Origin of the sequence: Phenylobacterium sp. (assembly GCF_020402505.1) — a bacterium.
Taxonomy (GTDB): domain Bacteria; phylum Pseudomonadota; class Alphaproteobacteria; order Caulobacterales; family Caulobacteraceae; genus Phenylobacterium.
The window spans coordinates 20,066-38,675 of the sequence record NZ_JADBZL010000148.1; the positions used below are offsets into that span (position 1 = coordinate 20,066).

Sequence of the window (18,610 nt, forward strand, 5' to 3'; positions counted from 1 at the left end):
CGCCATGAGCCCGCCCGCCCCCGGCCCCCGCAACCTGATCACCGACGTGCCCGGCCTTTCCGTCGGCCAGGCGCAGGACGCGGCGGCCCGCACCGGCGTGACGGTGATCCTGCCCGACGACCGGGCGGTCTGCGCCGTGGATGTGCGCGGCGGCGGCCCCGGCACCCGGGAGACCGACGCTCTGGCGCCCGAAAACCTGGTGGAGGCGGTGGACGCCGTGGTCCTGTCCGGCGGCTCGGTCTGGGGCCTGGCCGCCGCCGACGGCGCCGTCGCCTGGCTGGGGGCCCGGGGCCGGGGCTTCCGCCTCGCCGACCGGCCGGGCGTCCCGCCTTCGCCCGTCGTGCCTGCGGCCATCCTCTTCGACCTCGCCAATGGCGGCGACAAAGCCTGGGGCGAGGATCCGCCCTATCGCGAGCTGGGCCGCCGGGCCTGCGCCGCCGCGGGGCCGGACTTCGCCCTGGGCACGGCGGGCGCCGGCTATGGCGCGGCGGCGGGGGGCCTGAAGGGCGGGACCGGCTCGGCCTCCCTCCTCTCGGCGGACGGCGCCGTGGGGGCCCTGGTCTGCGTCAACAGCTGGGGCTCGGTCACCGCCCCGGACGGCCGCACCTTCTGGGCCGCCCCCTTCGAGATCGACGGCGAGTTCGGGGGCCTGCCCCTCGACGGACTGCGCGCCGGCCCCGGCCAGTGGGGCCCCTCCAAGGCCCCGCCCCCGGCGGGCGCCCGCCAGAACACCACCATCGCCTGCATGGCCACCGACGTCGCCCTCACCCCGTCCCAGGCCAGGCGCCTCGCTGTCATGGCCCAGGACGGCCTCGCCCGCGCCATCCGGCCCGTCCACGCCCCCTTCGACGGCGACGTGGTCTTCGCCCTCTCCACCGCCCGCCGGCCCCTCGTGGGCGGAGACGCGGCGCTGGCCCGCCTCGGCGCCCTGGCCGCCGACACCCTGGCCCGCGCCGTCGCCCGGGGCGTCTTCGAGGCGACGGCCTGGCCCGACGCCCGCGGCGGTGAAGGCCCCCCCGCCTGGCGCGACCGCCGCTGAGCGGCCAAGGAATCTCCCGCCCCCCGCTTGCGCTTTCCCGCCCGTGCGACTAATTCTCGCGCCCTCGCCGCAAGGCGGTGCGCGCCCGTAGCTCAGCTGGATAGAGCATCAGACTACGAATCTGAGGGTCGGACGTTCGAATCGTTCCGGGCGCGCCATTTTCTCTCCTTCAAAGGCGGTTTGACTTCCCCTGTTTGGCGGATGAACAGTTGCGTCCATGAAGGCGATTTTCGACGTCAGACCGAAATCCGAATACGATGATGATATCACAGAAAGATATCACTTCCCTTCGTCGCCAAGCGAATACGTCGAAGCCGCGATGAATGCATTGGATGATTGGGTAATATTTCGTGAGCCTCGAAGATCCGGCGGGCGGACAGCATATATAGCTGCTGCGAAGGTAGTAAGCGTAAAGCAAGATCCTCTTCGGAGTGATCACCTTTATGCGTATGTGAGTGATTTCATTCCCTTCCCGAATCCTGTTCCGATTTACGAAAACGGGAGATACTTCGAGAAAAGCCTCCGCGATCTCGTTGATCGGCGTTCCGCTGGAAGGACCATTCAAGGAAAATCCCTACGCACAATCTCCGACGCGGACTTCAACGAAATCGTCGCTGCCGGCCTTAAGGAGACCCTTTCCCCAGATAACGCTCGCCGCGTTGGGCTGGAGGGTGAGCCGGAACTCCTCCTCCCCGCGTACTCGCTTCAGGAGACCGACAACTCGAGGGCGACCGAACAGCTTCTCCTCAACCGCAAGGTCCGCGACGCGAACTTCCGCCTCCAGGTTTGCGAGGCCTACGACGATCGTTGCGCCGTCACGCGCCTGCGCATCATCAATGGCGGGGGCAGGTCCGAGGTTCAGGCCGCCCACATCCGACCCGTTGCAGATGATGGGCCGGACATCGTTCAGAATGGCCTCGCCTTGTCCGCTACCGCACATTGGCTCTTCGACCGCCACCTGATCTCGGTGAGCGACGATTACCGTCTTCTGGTGGCCGACAACCGGGTGCCCTCGGAGCTTCGGGGTCTTTTCCGAGAGGCTGAGGACCGGCTTCATCTCCCTCGCGACCGCACCCTGTGGCCCCACCCGCGCTTCCTGTCCCACCATCGGGATCGGTTCGCTGGTAAGGCCGCCTGACACAAGCTCAAGAGATGCACGCGAAGCCTCAACCCTGGCCTGCGATCCTCCGCCCTCGTCCAACTATCCGGCTGAGGGGTTCCGCCATGTCCAGGTCCTTCACCAGGGCGCTCGCGGGGTTCGCCTGCGCCGTCCTTGCCAGCGCCGTCCTGCCCGGGATCGCCGGCGCCGAGGAAATCACCGACTGCGGGGCGACCTACGCCAAGTGGAATGACGGCCCGACCGAGGACACGCCGGACGCCGACTGGGCGCGGCTGTTCGAGGCCTGCAAGAAGCAGGCGGACGCCGGGAACGCCGCCGCCCAATACGCCGTCGGGGAGATGTATCGGCTTGGCCCGCCCGAGGGGCCGGCCGACGATGACGCCAAGGCCGCCGAGTACTATGCGAAGGCCGCCGCCCAGGAGAACAACGACGCCCGGTTCAGCCTGGGCCTGGCCTACGAAGATGGCGCGGGGGTCCGGAAGGACGTCATGAAGGGCGTCCAGTGGATCCGAATGGCGGCGGACGATGGCTTCACCCCGGCGCAGTATTACCTCGGCCGCCTGTTCCGGAACGGGACCTCCGTGCCGCAGAGCGACGCCGACGCCTTCGAATGGTTCTCGAAGGCCGCGGCCCTGGGCCATGTGGACGCCACCAACACCCTGGCCCTGATGCACCACGAGGGGCAGGCGACGCCGGTCGACCACGAGACGGAGATGAAGTGGTTCCGCCGCGCCGCCGAGGCGGGAAGCGGCCTGGCCCAGTACCAGCTGGGCGCCGGCTACGCCAACGAGCACGGCCTGCCGCGGGACTATGTCCGCGCCTACATGTGGATCAACCTCGCCGGGACGCGGGGGTACGGGCTCGGCTCCAAGGGGCAGGTGGCGGTGGCCAAGCAGACCCTCGCGGAGTTCATGACCCCCGAGGACATCGCCCGGGCCCAGAAGCTCTCGACCGCCTGCTTCATGGCCGGCTTCAAGGGCTGCTGAGCCGCCTCACCCCCCCTGCAGGAACCGCCAGGTCATCACCACACAGGCGCCGCTCAGCGGATGAACTCCGGCTCGGGGTCGACCTCGAACCGGACGGCGTCGATTTCCGTGCGGCCCTCGATCCAGGCCCGGGCGATGCGGTGGCCGCCATCCATCAGCCGTCCGTCGGCGGAGAGGATGATGGGGTAGGACAGGTCCGCCGACTGGATGCGGGCCGCATGGGCCGCCACCTGCCGCAGGCTGGGCGCCCGGCCCAGGAACCAGCAGTCCTGGTCGAACTCGGGGATGTCGGCGATGGCGATCCGGAAGACGGGCAGGCCGGCGGCGGCGGCCCAGAGCTTTTCCGTCAGCCAGTGGCCGCGTCCGCCGGGAACGGTGTGGGAGTGGGTCTCGGGAGAGGACATGGGTGGAAGTCTGGCGCCGGCCTCCGCCGGCGGCAAGGCGTCGTAAAACCGGGGTCGAACCGCCGCGCGCGCGCCGCTTGACCCCTCGGTACGGGTGTTCACGCCTGGATTTGTTCGCTTTTCACGCGTTTTTCACGCCCGGCGACCGTCGGGCGTCACGGGGCCCGCACGCACAACCGGGAGTATGCACCTGTTGGTGACGCCGGATTGTCCGGGCGCAACGACCGGCCGGGGGGCCAGACGATGACCAGAATGACTGACCGGGGAGCGGGTGGAGACGCCCGGAGTCTGCAGATCTCCCTTGAGGCTGACGTCGCCCGCCCGCCGCGGATCCTTCCTGCGGGGCGCCCCGCGCTGTGCAGATCCTACCGGCCCTCGCCCCGGCGCGCCGTCATCGCCTTTGGAGCCTGAATTGAGCAAGCTGACCCTTCAGACCGCCACCGTCCGGATCGCTGACTTTCCCGGCGCCGGCCGGCTCCTGACCGTCGAGGCGACCTGCTTCGGGTCGCCTGAGGCCTGCGCCACGGCCCGCCTGTCGCCGCGCCGTCACGCGTCTGTTCCGGAAGACGGCCTCTGGGACATCGACCTGGTCTGTGAGGACTCGGCGGCCGGCGAGGGTGCGATCTGCCGGCGCGACGTGGTGTTCACCGGTGAGGCTGACTGGTGCGAGGGCGTTCGCCTGCATGGCCCGGGCGGCGTGCTCGAGCACCGGACGGACCTGTTCTCGCGGAACCGGTCGATCCCGAACCGCTCTGTCGGACACCTCCCCGAAGACCCTCCTGTCCTGCCGGTGCGACCACCGATGGTTCTGCCCCCCAACGCCTCCGAGCCGGCCCGTCAAGCAGCGATCCTGGCGACGGACGGGCCGGCGTAGTCCGATGAGCCGCACCCCAGCCCTCATCATCGCCAGCCTGAACCCGGAATGGCGCGATCCCCTCCTGAGCGCACTTGCAGGACGACACGGTCAGGAGGAGGGTGCGGGCTGGAGAGCGGAGGCCCCCATGACCCGACTGAAGCTTCACGATGAACGCCACCGTGTCACCCGGGTGGGATGGCTGAGGGCGGCGGTGCTTGGCGCCAATGACGGAATCGTCTCCACCGCCAGCCTGATCGTCGGGGTCGCCGCCGCGTCCGCCGGACGCTCCGAGGTGCTGGTGGCCGGCGTTGCAGGGCTCGTGGCCGGGGCCATGTCCATGGCGGCCGGAGAATACGTCTCGGTCAGCTCTCAATCGGACACGGAGAGCGCCGACCTCGCCCGCGAGCGCGGCGAACTCTCCGCCCAGCCCGAGTTCGAGCGGGAGGAGCTGGCGGGCCTCTATCGCAGCCGGGGTCTCGACGCCGAGACCGCGCTCAAGGTCGCCGACCAGCTGATGGCCCACGACGCCCTGGGCGCTCACGCCCGTGACGAGCTGGGGATTTCCGAGATCACCGCCGCCAGGCCCGTGCAGGCCGCCTTCACCTCTGCGGCCACCTTCACCGCCGGCGCCGCCGCGCCCCTGGTCCTGGCCGCCATCTCGCCCGCAGGGGCCCTGGCGGCTGTGGTCTCAGTCGGTTCCCTCGCCGGGCTCGCCATCCTCGGCGCAGTGGGCGCGCAGGCCGGTGGGGCCCCGCCGCTGCGGGCGGCGGTTCGCGTCACCTTCTGGGGCGCCCTGGCCATGGCCCTGACCGCCGGAATCGGCCGGCTGGTGGGCGCCGCCGTCTGAGCCCTCAGAGGGGCCGGTCCTCAGGATCCTCGATCAGGATGCGGCTGGCGTCGCCCTGGGGGTCCTCGTACTGGTCGTGGCGCAGGGTCCACCAGAAGCCGGCCAGGCCGATGAGGGCCAGGGCCAGGGAAAAGGGCGCCAGGATGACGACAATGCTCATCTTCCGCCTCCCTTCAGCAGCCTGAGGGCGTTGAGGGTCACCACCAGGGAGGAGCCTGACATCGCCAGGGCCGCCACGAAGGGGTTGACCAGCCCCATCATCGCCGCCGGCCCCGCCACAAGGTTATAGAGGGCGGCGAAGGCGAAGTTCTCCATCGCCCTGCGACGGGCCGCCCGCGCCGTGTCGATCGCCTCGGCGATACGCTCGGGATGGTCGGCGGGATAGACCAGGTCCGCCGCGGACTGGCTGGCGTCCAGGGCCGTCCCCGGCGCCATGGCCACGTGGGCGTGGCTGAGGGCGGCCACGTCGTTCAGGCCGTCGCCCACCATCAGCACCCGGCGGCCAGCCGCCTTCAGGGCGTCGAGCGCCTCGACCTTGCCCTGCGGCGTCAGGCCAGAGCGCCAGTCCGGGATGCCCATCCGCCCGGCGACCCGGAGGGTGGCGGCCTCCACGTCCCCGGAAAGGATGGAGGCGGAAAGACCCCGGCGGGCCAGGGCCCCCGCCAGGCCCACCGCCTCAGGCCTAAGGGCGTCAGCGAAGGAAAAGCGGAAGAGGGCGCCGTCAGCGTCCCGGAACCAGAGTTCGGTCTGGTTCCCCGACAGGGGGGCGCCGACGAAGGCCGCCCGGCCCAGGCGCATCAGGCCTGTCCCTGTGCGCGCCTCGATCCCCTGTCCGGCGACCTCGACGGCCCCGGGCGCAACCGGACCTTCCCCAGCGGCCTCCGCCAGAGCGCGGGCGAGGGGATGCGAGGAGGCCCGGGCCAGGGGCGCGGCCCGGGCGATGTCGGCGGGGTCGGCGTTCAGCAGGCGGGGCCGGCCCTCGGTGAGAACGCCGGTCTTGTCGAAGGCGACATGGTCGGCCTCCGCCAGGCGCTCCAGGCCGGCGCCGGACTTCACCAGCACCCCCCGGCGGAACAGGCGCGAGGCGGCGGCCACCTGCACCGCCGGGACGGCCAAGCCCAGGGCGCAGGGGCAGGTGACGATCAGCACCGTCGCGGCCCGCAGCACCGCCTCGCGCGCCGGAATCCCCAGCATCCAGGCGATGAGGAAGGTCAGAGCCCCGGCGGTATGGACCACGGGCACGTAGAGGGCGGCGGCCTTGTCCGCCAACTGGACGTAGGTCGACCGGGACTGGGCGCCGGACTCCACGAGGCGGGCGATCCGCGCCAGGGTCGAATCCTCGGAAGCCGCCTCGGCCTTCAGGGTGAGCAGGCCCGAGAGGTTCAGGGCGCCCGCCCGGCAGGCGACGCCGGGATGGACGGCCTGGGGCGTCGTCTCGCCGGTCAGGATGGCGTAGTCGATCTCGGACTCCCCGGTCTCCACCACCCCGTCCACGGGGATGCGCTCGCCCGGGCGCACCCTCAGCCGGTCTCCGGGGCGGACCAGGCGCAGGGGCGACCGGCGCTCCGCCCCGTCCTCGCCGAGGATGGAGGCGGAGGGCGCCTGCAGGGCCAGGAGGTCCGCAGCGGCGCTGCGGGCCCTGCGGCGCAGGGCGTGGTCCATCCATCGGCCGATCAGCAGGAGGAAGAGCAGGGTGACGGCGGCGTCGAAGTAGGTGTCACGCCCCATCAGGAGGGTCTCCTGGAAGCTGACCAGGAGGGTCAGGATCACGCCGATGGAGATCGGCACGTCCATGTTGGCCCGCCCCGCGCGCAGGGCCTTCCAGGCCGACCGGAAGAAGACCATTCCGGCGAAGACGGCGCAGGGGGCGCCGACCCCGGCGCTGGCCCACTGCATGAAGGTGCGCGTGGCGGGCCCCAGCTCCTGGCCGAAGAGACCGGCCCAGACGGGCACCGAGAAGATCATCGCATTGCCGGCCCCGAAGCCGGCGACGGCCAGGGCCATGGCCAGCTCCCGACCCTCCCGGTCCTGGGCCTCCCGGACCGAGCCGGGATCGTAGGGGGATGCGGGGTAACCAATGCGCTCGAGGACCCGGAGGACCCGTCGGGGATCGCCGTCCGGGTGCAGACTCACCGCCAATCGTCCGGTGCTGAGGTTCAGCCGGGCCGACGCCACGCCGGGCGTGTCGGCCAGCTCGCCCTCGATCCGGGAGATGCAGGCGGCGCAGTGAGCGCCGCTGACCAGGAGATCCAGCCTGGACAGACCGGACGCACCGGGGGTCAGATAGGCGGACAGGTCGGCGTCGGCGCCGTCAGCAGCGTCATCAGAGATAGGATCGCTCGCCGGAGGGTCGCGGTGGGTCAGGGCCATGTCAGCCTCCGTCTCCCCTCGAAGGCGCGGCCCTGAGGGTCGACCGCCCGGAAGGAGAGGTCCCAGGCGCCTGTCAGGCCGTCAGCGGGCGCTTCATAGCGTCCGGGCGACGTCTCCCGGAAGGTCAGAAGCCTGTGGCCCGCCTCGGTCGCGGGGCGTTCCAGCCGGCCGGTCACCGTCAGGCCGCGCAGGGGCCCACCCTCGGCGTCGCTGAGCTCCACCCAGGGCCCACGGGAATCGGCGGCGGCCGCCGCCTCCCAGCCCAGGCGCGCCTGGGCTGCCTGCGCCGCGAGCCTTTGGTTGAAGGCCAGGCCGTCCTCGAAGGGGGTGTCCGAGACCTGACCGGGAAAGGTGCGGTAGGCGAGGGTCAGGAACCAGATGTTCAGGGCGATGATAATGGCGAAGAAGCCGACGACCACGCCCAGGACATGCCGGCCCGTCAGGGTCCAGCCGCCGCTGGAGCCCTCGGCAGGAGTGGAGGGAGTTGAAGTCATGGGCGGGCTCCGGGGTCGGTGATGAAGGTCGACTTCACGGTCATGACCCCCTCTGGGAGGGTGACGGTGAAGGCGACCGGCAGGCTCGTCTCGGCCCCCGTCTGCTCGGGCAGGGTCACGAAGACCCGCACGGCGCGAAGGGTGTTGGTCTCGATCCGGGCCCTGACGTGGTCGGCTGCGGGCTCAGCCGGGGTCTTCAGGATGGCGCCGGCGGGCCCGGAGAAGGCGATGCGGGCGTCAGCGTCGGCGAAGCTCCGGTTGGCGATCTTCAGGGTATAGCCGTTGCGGACCGAGCCGTCCGCAAGCCTCACGGCGATAGGGTTCCGGTCTCTCAGGACGTGGACGTCAAAGGCTTGTCTGTGGGCCAGGCCCCAGAACATGAGACCGGAGACGAGGACCAGCGCCCCGGCGTAGACAAGGGTCCGGGGCCTGACCAGCCGATAGACGGCCGCCTGTCCCGCCGCCCGGGCCGCCACCGCCTTGTCGGTGTCGTAGCCGATCAGCCCCCGGGGCCGGTCGATCCGGTCCATCATCTCGTCGCAGGCGTCGGCGCACAGGCCGCAGTTGATGCACTCCAGCTGGGCGCCGTCGCGGATGTCGATGCCCATGGGGCAGACCACGACGCACTGGTCGCAGTCGATGCATCCGCCCCGGCCCTCCCAGGAGGCGCCCTTCTTGTGCGGACCTCGCGGCTCGCCCCGGTCGATCCGGTAGGTGACCTGGAGGGTGTCCTGGTCGATCAGGGCCCCCTGGATGCGCGGCCAGGGGCACATATAGGTGCACACCTGCTCGCGCAGGGTCCCGGCGAAGACATAGGTGGTGAAGGTCAGGAGGGCGCAGAAGACATAGGCCGTGGCGGGCGCCTGGCCGGCCCAGAACTGGACCAGGACGGTCGGGGCGTCGTGGAAATAGAAGATCCAGGCGCCGCCCGTTCCGAAGGCTATGCTCAGCCAGACCAGGTGTTTGCCAGCCTTCCGCCAGAGCTTGTCGAGCGACCAGGGGGCGGCGTCCCGCCGCATCCGCGCGTTGCGGTCGCCTTCGAACATCCGTTCGACCTGGAGGAAGAGGTCCGTCCAGATGGTCTGCGGACAGGCATAGCCACACCAGAGACGCCCGAACAGCGAACTGGCCAGGAAAAGGGCCAAGGCGGCCATCACCAGAAGGCCCGTGATGAAGTAGACTTCCTGCGGCCAGAACTGGAGACCGAACATGTAGAAGCGACGTCCCTCGAAATCGACGAGGACGGCCTGGTCGGGCAGGGCGCCGGGGCGGTCCCAGCGGATCCAGGGGGTGATGTAGTAGATGGCCAGGGTCGCGACCATCAGGCCCCACTTCAGGCTCCGCCACCGGCCACGGACATGTTTGGGGTAGATCGGCGTGCGGGGCTTGTAGAGACCGCCTCCGGAGTCCCCGCGACGCCTCGCCTTTTCGGCCGCCGAGGCGGGCCCTTTATCCCGTCCTTCGGCTCGCGTCCGATCGATGACGACGGTCATGACCCTGGCTCACTGCCCGGCGGCGTTGGCGTGAACGTAGACGGCAAGGGCCTTGACCGTCTCGGGGTCCAGGCGTCCGGACCAGGCGGGCATCACCCCGCCCCGGCCATTTTGGATCTGAGCTTTGATGTCGCTCCGGGTCGACCCGTATAGCCATTCCCGGTCGGTGAGGTTGGGCGCTCCCTGCAGGGGATCGCCCAGGCCCGCAGGCCCATGGCAGGCGACGCAGTTGGCGGCATAGACCGGCGCCGCCCTCTGGACCGCGGCGGTGTTCGCCGGGCGACCTGAGAGCGACACGACATATTCCGTCAGGTCCCCGACCTGGGCGGGCGTCAGGAGCTGGTCCCGACCGAAGGCCGGCATCTGCGAGAATCGGGCCTGGGGGTGTCCGGAGCGGATGCCGTACTGGAGCGTACGGTGGATGTCCTCCAGCGTCCCGCCCCATAGCCAGACGTCGTCCCGCAGGTTGGCGTAGCCCTTGCCGCCGACGCCGCCGACCCCATGGCAGGTGGCGCAGTTGTCGCCGAAGACCGACTGGCCGACCGCCAGGGCGTGGGCCTGGAGCTGGGGATCGCTCTCAATCTCCTGGAGGGAGGCGTTGGTCAGCCGGGCGTTCTGCTCACCCCTGAGGGCCTTCAGTTTCGCCAGCTGCCCGACGAGTTCGGCCCGGTCGGACTTGCCCAGCACGCCGGGGGTATAGCCCGTCAGTCCGGGCCAGGCGGGCATCAGGACCCAATATCCGATGGCGACGACGACCGTGGCGTAGAAGATCCAGAGCCACCAGCGCGGCAGGGGATTGTCGAGTTCGCGTATACCGTCCCACTCGTGACCGGTGGTGCCGACCGAGCGCGCGTCGTCAGGGGTTTCAGGATCCGACATGCTCGTCCTCGTCATCTCTCAGCGGCAGGTTGGCCATGTCCCGGAAGGCCTCGCGGTTCTTGGGCCACAGGGCGTAGACGACGCCCGCAAGGAAGATGACCATGAAGTAGAGGGTTCCTCCCTGCTGGGCGAAACGGGCGACTTGCTCGTAGGTCAGGAAGTTCATCGCAGGTTCTCCGGGGCGTCAGCCTCGTAGGTCCTGAAGTCAACCAGGGTTCCCAGCATCTGGAGGTAGGCCACGAGGGCGTCCATTTCGGTCAGCCGGTCGGGATCGCCGTCGAAGTCGCGACGGTTGACCTTTTCGCCATAGTAGCGGGCCAGACTGGCCCCCGAGGCCGTCGGATCGACCTGGGCCTCCAGGTCCGCCCGGGCGTTCTTCAGGGCGGTCTCCGTGTAGGGAACGCCGACCCGGGTGAGGGTCCGCAGGCGAGCCTCGATGTCCTCCGTCTTCAGGTCCTTGTCCGCCAGGAAGGCGTAAGGCGGCATGAGGGACTCCGGCACGACGGACCGCGGGTCGACCAGGTGCTGGACGTGCCAGGCATCGGAATACTTGCCGCCGACCCGCGCCAGGTCAGGGCCTGTACGCTTGGAGCCCCACTGAAAGGGATGGTCGTACATGCTTTCCGCCGCCAAGCTGTAGGGGCCGTAACGCTCCACCTCGTCACGCAGCGGACGGATCATCTGGGAATGGCAGACATAGCAGCCTTCGCGGACATAGATGTCCCGGCCGGCCTGCTCCAGTGGGGTGTAGGGGCGCATCCCCCTCACCTTCTCGATGGTGCTCTCGAGGAAGAAGAGGGGGGCGATTTCGACCAGGCCGCCCACCGACACCACCAGAAGGATGCCCAGGACCAGAAGAAGGGAGTGGCGTTCAAGCTTTGAGTGTTTTTTCCACATGATTCCGTCCCCCTATGCCGCCGCCGCGACGATGGGACCGGAGGCCTCGGGCAGGACGGCGGGCGCCGGCTGCCGGATGGTCCGGTAGATGTTGTAGGCCATGATCACGGCGCCGGAGAGGTACATCAGGCCGCCCAGGGCGCGGATGATGTTGGCGATATGCTTGGCGGAGACTGTTTCCACGAAGCTGTTCGCCAGGAAGCCCTGCGGGGTGTACTCGCGCCACAGGAGGCCCTCGCCGATCCCTGACACCCACATGGCGGCGATGTAGAGCAGCAGGCCCAGGGTCGCGATCCAGAAGTGCCACTCCACCAGGGCGTTGGAATGGAGCCGGTCCTTCTTCCAGAGCCAGGGCACGAGGCAGTAGATCGCCCCGAAGCTGATGAAGCCCACCCAGCCGAGGGCGCCGGAGTGCACGTGGCCGATGGTCCAGTCCGTATAGTGGCTGAGGGCGTTCACCGCCCGGATGGACATCAGCGGCCCTTCGAAGGTGGACATGCCGTAGAAGCCGACGGCCACCGCCATCATGCGCAGGACCGGGTCCGTCCGGAGCTTGTCCCAGGCGCCTGACAGGGTCATCAGGCCGTTGATCATGCCGCCCCAGGACGGCATCCAAAGCATGATCGAGAAGGTCATCCCGAGAGTCTGCGCCCACTGCGGCAGAGCCGTGTAGTGCAGGTGGTGAGGGCCGGCCCAGATGTAGATGAAGATCAGCGACCAGAAGTGCACGATGGACAGCCGGTAGGAATAGACCGGCTTCTCCGCCCGCTTGGGGACGAAGTAGTACATGATGGCCAGGAAGCCGGCGGTGAGGAAAAAGCCCACCGCGTTGTGGCCGTACCACCACTGGGTCAGGGCGTCCTGAACCCCCGCGAACAGCGAGTAGCTCTTGGTCCCCAGGAGGCTGACCGGCAGGGACAGGTTGTTGACGATGTGCAGCAGGGCCACCGTCACGATGAAGGCCAGGTAGAACCAGTTGGCCACGTAGATGTGGGGCTCCTTGCGCTTCCAGAGGGTGCCCAGGAAGACCAGCAGATAGACGACCCAGACAATCGTCAGCCACAGGTCCACGAACCATTCGGGCTCGGCGTATTCCCGGCCCTCGGTGATCCCGGCCAGATAGCCCACCGCCGCCATGACGATGAAGAGCTGATAGCCCCAGAAGACGAACCAGCCGGCCATGCCGCCTGCGAGCCGGGCCCGGCAGGTGCGCTGGACGACATAGAAGGAGGTGGCGATCAGGGCGTTGCCGCCGAAGGCGAAGATCACCCCGGAGGTATGGAGAGGGCGCAGGCGGCCGAAGTTCAGCCACCCGGCTTCGGGAAAGTAGAAGATCCGCGGCCAGGCCAGCTGCAGGGCGATGACCACGCCCACCAGCATGCCGATGATGGCCCAGAAGACGGTGGCGATGGCGCCGGCCCGGATGACCCCGTCCTCGTACCGCCCGGGATCGGCCTGGTAGCGCCCGTTGGCCACGCCTATAGTCAGGGCGGCCGCAGAGACCAGCGCCGCAGAAGTGAAGATCCAGCCTTCAAGCCTGAACAGGGGGTCGGGCGAAAGCGCCGTCGCCATCAGCGCCAGGAAGGCGGCCGCCGCCGAGAGGATCAGCAGGGCCGCCGCACCGGGCGGCGAGTCCTGCTGGGCAGTGGTGTCTGTCATGACCGGCAAGTCCCCAGTGGTCGTTCCAGGGGGGCATGCCGCAGCAGAGGACCGGCAACCTTGATCTGGCGCAAACCCGGTTGGCGGCTGAGACGGGGGCTGCCTGGTCTGGCAGTCGGCGGCGCGACGAACGGTCGGACAAGGGCTTGCGCGCCCGTCTCTCGGCCTGAAGCCAGGCGCTGGGTCAGATTCGCTGGTCGCGAACCCTCGGAGTCGGCCTCCCGCTTTCCAACTCTGGGCTTCCTCTGTAGCTTCAGCCGGGATCAATCCGCTGGGTCTTCAGCTTCCGGAGTGCATCATGTCCGCTCACCGCCTTCTCACCTCTCTCGTCCTTGCGTTCAGCCTGTCCGCAGGGTTCGCCATCGCTCAATCCGCCGCCACGCCGGCAGGGCTGACGGCCCGGGACTTCGCCCGCGAACCGGCCATCCAGGGCCTGTCCATCTCTCCAAACGGGAAACACCTGGTGGGCATCGTGTCCCCGGACGGCGACACGCGTTACATTGCCATCTGGGAGACGGCCAATCCCGGCAAGGCGCCTGTTATTCTGGGCGCACAGAAGATGCGGCTGATGGCCGCCCGGTTCGTCAAGGACGATCGTCTGGGGGTCTTCGCGCAGCAACTGTTCACAGCCGGCACCTTCGCCGGACATATCAGCAAGATTTTCTTGACCGACCTGAAGGGTGAAAAATGGATCCCTGCTTTACCAGAGCAGAAGTCGAGTTCTGAGGTCGAAGATTTCGTCAACAGGACCAGCAATCCAACGTTTCTGAGTCGCCTGCCGAACGATCCCAACCATGTTCTGGTGATTGATAACCGCCTGGACGGTGAAGGCGACATCTACAAGGTCGATGTCTACAAGGGTAGCGCAGAGCGTCTCTACCGCGGCTCCGACAAGTACGGCGATTATCAAGCCGACTTGAATGGAAACCTGCGCGCCCGCAGCTATATCGACTTCGACAACGGGGCGCTCTTCGTCGGCCAGCAGTTCCTCGATACGGCGACGGGACAGTGGGAAGACCACTTTCGGTCGTATGCCCGGGACCGCAACCTGACCGAGGTGAGTGGTTTCTCTGAGGACCCCAATATTGTCTATCTGTCCAAGCGTGAAAAGGACAAACAGGGCATCTACGAGTATGACCTGACCGAAAGAAAAATCATCGGGCCCGCCTTCGAGCATAAAGTCTTCGAAGCGGGTGGAGTGTTGCAGAACGGGGCCGGCAAGGTGCTCGGTTTTGCGTACCGGGCCGAGGCGCCGCGGGTCTACTGGACCGATGAGAAACTCGCCGCGATCGCGAAGGGTATCGGACCTGCGCTCGGCGTCACCAATGTTTCTGTGGAGTGGATCGATCCGGCGAGCGGAACCGCAGCGAAGATCTCCTACCCTGACAACGCTGGAGCCTACGTCCGGGATTGGTCTACTGACCTCAAGTATGTCCTGGTCGAGAAGTCCGGCCCCAACCTGGCCCCTGAGTACTACCTCCTGACCGACGGAACCAACCTGACCCTGCTTGGCAAGTCCCGGCCGCAAATCCCTGGCGCCGCCCTGGGGGACTCCCGCCTCGTCCAATACAAGGCCCGGGATGGTCTGGTCGTTCCGGCCTTCCTGCACACGCCGTCCAGGGCGCGGTTTGGACCCGGACCTTACCCCGGCATCGTGCTTCCCCATGGCGGCCCCTGGGCCCGGGACGATCTTGAGTGGGACATCTCCGGCTGGACCAAGTACTTCACGGCGCGGGGATATGTGGTCATCCAGCCCCAGTTCCGGGGGTCGGAGGGTTGGGGCGACAAGCTCAACAGGGCCGGCGACCGGCAGTGGGGCCTGGCCATGCAGGACGACAACGACGATGCGGCCAAATACTTGATCTCACAGGGCCTGGCCGCGCCGGACCGGATCGCCCTCTTCGGTTACTCCTATGGCGGTTATGCCGCCATGGCCGCCTCGATACGCCCGAACGGCCTTTACCAGTGTGCGATTTCCGGCGCAGGCGCCGCCGAGATCAAGCGGTTCCAGAATGAGACCTTCGAGAACCGCTTCCTGCGCGAGTTTCAGAGACCGACCATCGGGGGCCTGGATGTCCTTTCGAACGCGTCCAAGGCTTCGATACCCATCCTCGTCTACCACGGGGACCGGGATCGCATCGTCGATATCGCGGAATCCGAACGCTTCGTCGCCGCGCTCAAGGCCGCGGGCCGGCCGTACAGGTACCTCCCGATCAAGGACATGGGGCACACCTACAACACCATGACGCCTGCACACTTGGAGACCCAGCTGGTGGAGATTGAGAAGTATCTCGCCAACGAGTGTGGGCCCGGTGGGCTCTAGGGGCCTGCGGTGAACGAGGCGGGCCTATCGGGCCAGGGGCTCCTGCGCCAGGCCGCCTGGATCGGCGGCGTCGAACGGACTTCGAACCTCTGGATCGAGGTGTTCAATCCGGCCACGGGTGAGGTCCTGGGCCGGGTTCCGGATCTGGGGCGCGACAGTGCTGCCGAGGCGGTGGCCGCCGCCAGGGAGGCTTTGCCCGCCTGGCGGGGCCGGACGGCGAAGGAACGCTCGGTCCTGCTCCGGGGCTGGTACGACCGTGTCATGGCCGCCCGGTCGGACCTGGCCCGGCTGCTGACGGCCGAGCAGGGCAAGCCCCTGGCCGAGGCGGAGGGCGAGATCGCCTACGCCGCCGCCTTCATCGAGTGGTTCGCCGAGGAGGCCCGGCGGGCCTATGGCGACGTCATCCCGGGACATCAGGCGGACAAGCGCCTCCTGGTTCTGAAGCAGGCGGTCGGCGTGGTCGCGGCCGTGACCCCCTGGAACTTCCCCGCCGCCATGGTCACCCGCAAGGTCGCGCCGGCCCTGGCCGCGGGCTGTACGGTCGTCCTGAAACCCTCGGAGCTGACCCCCTTCACCGCCCTGGCCCTGGCCCGGCTGGGCGCCGAGGCCGGCCTTCCCGCCGGGGTCTTCAACATTGTGACCGGGGCGCCGGAGCCGATCGGCGAGGTGCTGACCGGGTCGCCGGACGTGGCCAAGTTTACCTTCACCGGCTCCACCGCCGTGGGAAAGCGCCTGGCGGCGGCCTGCATGGGCACAGTCAAGCGGGTCTCCCTGGAGCTCGGCGGCAACGCCCCCTTCATCGTCTTCGACGACGCCGACCTCGAAGCCGCGGTCGACGGCGTCATGGCTTCCAAGTTCCGCAACACCGGTCAAACCTGCGTCTGCGCCAACCGCATCTATGTCCAGTCGGGGGTCTACGAGGCCTTCTCGGGGGCCCTGGCGGCGCGGGCTGCGGCTCTTCGGCCTGGTGACGGCCTCGCCGGCCCGACCGACCAGGGCCCGCTGATCAACGCCGCCGCCCTCGCCAAGGTCGAGCGTCACGTGGCCGACGCCCTGGAGGGCGGCGCCCGGGTGCTGACGGGCGCCCGCCGCCTGCCCGGAAAGGGGCTCTTCTACGCCCCGACGGTTCTGGCCGATGTCCCGGCGGGGGCCCTGATCAACCGCGAGGAGACCTTCGGCCCGGTGGCCGGTCTCGTCCGCTTCACTACCGAAGCGGAGGTTCTGGACCTGGCGAACGCCTCCCGGGCGGGACTGGCCGCCTACGTCTTCACTCGGGACGGGGCCCGCTCCTGGCGGATGAGCGAGGGGCTGGAGACCGGCATGGTCGGGATCAACACCGGCCTCATCTCCACCGAGGTCGCGCCCTTCGGCGGGGTCAAGGAGTCTGGCCTCGGCCGCGAGGGGTCGCGGTATGGCCTCGAGGAATACCTCGAGACCAAGATGGTCTGCCTGTCGGTCTGACCGGGCCGGCGGGCCGCTCTTGCCGAACCTGCGCGGGACTGATGCTCTAGCAGGCGCGATTCGGCGGACGCGCGGGGGTTCGGAGGCGGAGACCGAGGTGAAGTCAGGGTCAAGGCTCGCAATCTACCATCCGCCCGGCCGGATCGGCCTGAAGGCCAACCCTTTCGGCAAGGACGTGGCCAATCTGCAGCTCTACCGGGCGCTGGCGACCCATGGCGGGTTCTCCCGGGTCGACCTGTTGTCCAACCTTCCCGTCGCCGACGCGGACGTGACCGCCGACCTCTTCCCCGACGGACGCCCGCCCTGCCAGGTCGCCGGCGGCAGCGTGCTCTCCACCGAGGCTGCGGCGGAGGGCGGGGTGCTGTTCCGCGGCCAGCCCGAGCTTGACGCCCTGGCCTGGCTCCGCCGCAAGGCGACGGGAGACCGGGGTTACAGCCTGGTGGGCCTGATCCACACCCTGGCGCCGCCGGCCATGCGCCAGATGATCGCCAGTGCGCTGACTGCGCCGGTCCAGCCCTGGGACGCGGTCATCTGCACCTCGCCTTCGGTGCGTGACGCGGTCTCGCGCATGTTCGACGGCTGGGGCGACTTCCTCGGCGAGCGCTATGGGGGCGAGGCCCGGCCACGTCCGCAGCTGCCCGTCATCCCCCTCGGCGTCCACGCCCAGGAGATTCGCGACAAGGCCGACCGCCCCGGCGCCCGGGCCCGGGTCCGCTCCGACCTCGGCGTCGAGGGCGACGAGGTCCTGGTGGTCTGGATCGGCCGCCTGTCCTTCTTCGAGAAGGCCTTCCCCCAGCCCATGTTCCGGGCGGTGGAAGAGGCCGGGCGGCTGGCGGGCCGGCGAATGCACTTCGCCCTGGCCGGCTGGTTCCCCGGCGGCGAGACGGACCGGGCCCGCTACGAGCAGGCCGCCGCCGCCTACGCCCCGTCGGTGCAGGTGGACTTCCAGGACGGCAACGATCCCGAGGTGGTGGCCGACCTCTGGGCGGCGGGAGACATCTTCCTGTCCCTGGTCGACAACATCCAGGAGACCTTCGGCATCACCCCGATCGAGGCCATGGCGGCGGGCCTTCCGGTGGTGGCCAGTGACTGGGACGGCTACCGGTTCACCGTCCGCGACCGCAGCGAGGGATTCCTGATCCCGACCCTCGGCGGCCCGCCGGGCGGCCTGGGCGAGGCCCTCGCCGCCCGCCACGCCATCGGGCTGGACTCCTACCAGGCTTTCGTGGGCGCCGTGGCCCAGCACACAGCGGTGCATGTCGGCCGGGCGGCGGAGGCCATCGCCGAACTGACCCGAAATCCCGACCTGCGGCGGCGCATGGGCGCAGCGGGCCGGGCCCGGGCGCGGGAGACTTTCGACTGGCCCGTCGTCGTGCGCCAGCTCACCGGCCTTTTCGAGGAGTTGGCCGCCCTGCGCGCCGCGACCCCGGCCGGTCCGCGGACCCACCGACTGCATCCCCTGGGGGGCGACCCCTTCGCCGACTTCGCCGGCTTCGCAACGCATGACCTGGGTCTGGAGCGGCGGCTGCGCCTTCGCCCGGGCGCCGGAACGTCGGATCTGGCCCGCTCGGCCGGGGTGGAGCTGGACGGCGCCTTCCGGATGTGGCGCGCTCCCCCCGAGGACGCCGCCCGGATCGTCGAGCTCCTGTCCCAGGCCGGCGAGCTGGGTGTCCGGGACCTCCTCCTGGCCTTCCCGATGGAGCGCCGGCGCGCCATCCAGATGTCCCTGGTCTGGCTGGCCAAGATCGGTGTTCTCGACTGGCTGCCGCCGGTCGCCTGAGC

The 18,610-nt window shown here is 69.1% G+C and carries 17 protein-coding genes and 1 tRNA gene; 9 read left to right on the top strand and 9 right to left on the bottom strand.

What is annotated here, in order from left to right; genetic code table 11:
* Nucleotides 1-4: 4 nt before the first annotated feature.
* The 4 genes from IM632_RS10800 to IM632_RS10815 all read left to right on the top strand — a co-directional run bounded on the left by IM632_RS10800 (nt 5) and on the right by IM632_RS10815 (nt 3,145).
* Nucleotides 5-1,039, top strand: coding sequence for a P1 family peptidase (locus tag IM632_RS10800; protein WP_296482708.1), 1,035 nt, complete (start codon nt 5-7; stop codon nt 1,037-1,039).
* A gap of 81 nt (nt 1,040-1,120) precedes the next feature.
* A tRNA-Arg gene (locus tag IM632_RS10805) sits at nt 1,121-1,197 on the top strand.
* Between the two features lie 59 nt (nt 1,198-1,256).
* Nucleotides 1,257-2,177 (top strand): HNH endonuclease, encoded by a 921-nt coding sequence (locus tag IM632_RS10810; protein WP_296482712.1) that lies wholly within the window; start codon nt 1,257-1,259, stop codon nt 2,175-2,177.
* A gap of 86 nt (nt 2,178-2,263) precedes the next feature.
* Nucleotides 2,264-3,145, top strand: a complete 882-nt coding sequence (locus IM632_RS10815) for a tetratricopeptide repeat protein (RefSeq protein ID WP_296482715.1) — start codon at nt 2,264-2,266, stop codon at nt 3,143-3,145.
* Between the two features lie 53 nt (nt 3,146-3,198).
* Here the strand turns inward: IM632_RS10815 and IM632_RS10820 are convergent, their stop codons facing one another.
* Nucleotides 3,199-3,549, bottom strand: a complete 351-nt coding sequence (locus IM632_RS10820; protein WP_296502553.1) for a hypothetical protein — start codon at nt 3,547-3,549, stop codon at nt 3,199-3,201.
* Nucleotides 3,550-3,961: 412 nt separating this feature from the next.
* Here IM632_RS10820 and IM632_RS10825 point away from each other — a divergent pair, with 412 nt between their 5' ends.
* Nucleotides 3,962-4,423, top strand: coding sequence for a hypothetical protein (locus IM632_RS10825; RefSeq protein WP_296552318.1), 462 nt, complete (start codon nt 3,962-3,964; stop codon nt 4,421-4,423).
* A gap of 127 nt (nt 4,424-4,550) precedes the next feature.
* Nucleotides 4,551-5,252 (top strand): VIT family protein, encoded by a 702-nt coding sequence (locus IM632_RS10830; RefSeq protein WP_296479781.1) that lies wholly within the window; start codon nt 4,551-4,553, stop codon nt 5,250-5,252.
* A 4-nt stretch (nt 5,253-5,256) separates the two neighbouring features.
* Here the strand turns inward: IM632_RS10830 and ccoS are convergent, their stop codons facing one another.
* From ccoS to ccoN, 8 genes are read right to left on the bottom strand one after another with little or no spacing between them, the layout of a single operon-like run.
* Complete coding sequence (gene ccoS / locus IM632_RS10835; protein ID WP_293515291.1) at nt 5,257-5,412, bottom strand: cbb3-type cytochrome oxidase assembly protein CcoS; 156 nt, start codon at nt 5,410-5,412, stop codon at nt 5,257-5,259.
* Nucleotides 5,409-7,622: a heavy metal translocating P-type ATPase gene (locus IM632_RS10840; protein ID WP_296479776.1), complete on the bottom strand. Its 2,214-nt coding sequence runs from the start codon at nt 7,620-7,622 to the stop codon at nt 5,409-5,411. The genes ccoS and IM632_RS10840 overlap by 4 nt, the downstream gene beginning before the upstream one ends.
* Nucleotides 7,613-8,116: a FixH family protein gene (locus tag IM632_RS10845; protein ID WP_296497824.1), complete on the bottom strand. Its 504-nt coding sequence runs from the start codon at nt 8,114-8,116 to the stop codon at nt 7,613-7,615. The genes IM632_RS10840 and IM632_RS10845 overlap by 10 nt, the downstream gene beginning before the upstream one ends.
* Complete coding sequence (ccoG, locus tag IM632_RS10850; RefSeq protein WP_296479777.1) at nt 8,113-9,609, bottom strand: cytochrome c oxidase accessory protein CcoG; 1,497 nt, start codon at nt 9,607-9,609, stop codon at nt 8,113-8,115. Before ccoG ends, IM632_RS10845 begins: the two co-directional genes overlap by 4 nt.
* 9 nt (nt 9,610-9,618) lie before the next feature.
* On the bottom strand, nt 9,619-10,488 hold the full coding sequence (ccoP, locus tag IM632_RS10855) for a cytochrome-c oxidase, cbb3-type subunit III (protein WP_296479778.1): 870 nt from the start codon (nt 10,486-10,488) through the stop codon (nt 9,619-9,621).
* Nucleotides 10,475-10,654 carry a cbb3-type cytochrome c oxidase subunit 3 gene (locus tag IM632_RS10860; RefSeq protein WP_296479779.1) on the bottom strand — a complete coding sequence of 60 codons (180 nt, stop codon included), beginning with the start codon at nt 10,652-10,654 and terminating at the stop codon, nt 10,475-10,477. The genes ccoP and IM632_RS10860 overlap by 14 nt, the downstream gene beginning before the upstream one ends.
* The gene (gene ccoO, locus IM632_RS10865; RefSeq protein WP_293543770.1) at nt 10,651-11,385 is read right to left on the bottom strand and encodes a cytochrome-c oxidase, cbb3-type subunit II; all 735 of its coding nucleotides are present in this window, start codon (nt 11,383-11,385) and stop codon (nt 10,651-10,653) included. Before ccoO ends, IM632_RS10860 begins: the two co-directional genes overlap by 4 nt.
* A 12-nt stretch (nt 11,386-11,397) precedes the next feature.
* A complete protein-coding gene (gene ccoN / locus IM632_RS10870; protein ID WP_296497825.1) occupies nt 11,398-13,044 on the bottom strand; it encodes a cytochrome-c oxidase, cbb3-type subunit I in 1,647 nt (548 codons plus the stop codon).
* Nucleotides 13,045-13,342: 298 nt separating this feature from the next.
* Here ccoN and IM632_RS10875 point away from each other — a divergent pair, with 298 nt between their 5' ends.
* The 3 genes from IM632_RS10875 to IM632_RS10885 all read left to right on the top strand — a co-directional run bounded on the left by IM632_RS10875 (nt 13,343) and on the right by IM632_RS10885 (nt 18,608).
* A complete protein-coding gene (locus IM632_RS10875; RefSeq protein ID WP_296480674.1) occupies nt 13,343-15,367 on the top strand; it encodes a prolyl oligopeptidase family serine peptidase in 2,025 nt (674 codons plus the stop codon).
* Nucleotides 15,368-15,376: 9 nt separating this feature from the next.
* Entirely contained in the window at nt 15,377-16,828 is a 1,452-nt protein-coding gene (locus tag IM632_RS10880; protein ID WP_296480671.1) for an NAD-dependent succinate-semialdehyde dehydrogenase, read from the top strand.
* A gap of 97 nt (nt 16,829-16,925) precedes the next feature.
* The gene (locus IM632_RS10885) at nt 16,926-18,608 is read left to right on the top strand and encodes a glycosyltransferase family 4 protein (protein ID WP_296480668.1); all 1,683 of its coding nucleotides are present in this window, start codon (nt 16,926-16,928) and stop codon (nt 18,606-18,608) included.
* Nucleotides 18,609-18,610 lie beyond the last annotated feature (2 nt).

What these genes read in the sequence shown, in the direction of transcription:
- ccoO (WP_293543770.1), bottom strand. Translation starts at nt 11,385, where the DNA reads ATGTGGAAAAAACACTCAAAGCTTGAACGCCACTCCCTTCTTCTGGTC.
- ccoS (WP_293515291.1), bottom strand. Translation starts at nt 5,412, where the DNA reads ATGAGCATTGTCGTCATCCTGGCGCCCTTTTCCCTGGCCCTGGCCCTC.
- ccoN (WP_296497825.1), bottom strand. Translation starts at nt 13,044, where the DNA reads ATGACAGACACCACTGCCCAGCAGGACTCGCCGCCCGGTGCGGCGGCC.
- IM632_RS10860 (WP_296479779.1), bottom strand. Translation starts at nt 10,654, where the DNA reads ATGAACTTCCTGACCTACGAGCAAGTCGCCCGTTTCGCCCAGCAGGGA.
- ccoG (WP_296479777.1), bottom strand. Translation starts at nt 9,609, where the DNA reads ATGACCGTCGTCATCGATCGGACGCGAGCCGAAGGACGGGATAAAGGG.
- ccoP (WP_296479778.1), bottom strand. Translation starts at nt 10,488, where the DNA reads ATGTCGGATCCTGAAACCCCTGACGACGCGCGCTCGGTCGGCACCACC.
- IM632_RS10820 (WP_296502553.1), bottom strand. Translation starts at nt 3,549, where the DNA reads ATGTCCTCTCCCGAGACCCACTCCCACACCGTTCCCGGCGGACGCGGC.
- IM632_RS10840 (WP_296479776.1), bottom strand. Translation starts at nt 7,622, where the DNA reads ATGGCCCTGACCCACCGCGACCCTCCGGCGAGCGATCCTATCTCTGAT.
- IM632_RS10810 (WP_296482712.1), top strand. Translation starts at nt 1,257, where the DNA reads ATGAAGGCGATTTTCGACGTCAGACCGAAATCCGAATACGATGATGAT.
- IM632_RS10800 (WP_296482708.1), top strand. Translation starts at nt 5, where the DNA reads ATGAGCCCGCCCGCCCCCGGCCCCCGCAACCTGATCACCGACGTGCCC.
- IM632_RS10875 (WP_296480674.1), top strand. Translation starts at nt 13,343, where the DNA reads ATGTCCGCTCACCGCCTTCTCACCTCTCTCGTCCTTGCGTTCAGCCTG.
- IM632_RS10845 (WP_296497824.1), bottom strand. Translation starts at nt 8,116, where the DNA reads ATGACTTCAACTCCCTCCACTCCTGCCGAGGGCTCCAGCGGCGGCTGG.
- IM632_RS10830 (WP_296479781.1), top strand. Translation starts at nt 4,551, where the DNA reads ATGACCCGACTGAAGCTTCACGATGAACGCCACCGTGTCACCCGGGTG.
- IM632_RS10815 (WP_296482715.1), top strand. Translation starts at nt 2,264, where the DNA reads ATGTCCAGGTCCTTCACCAGGGCGCTCGCGGGGTTCGCCTGCGCCGTC.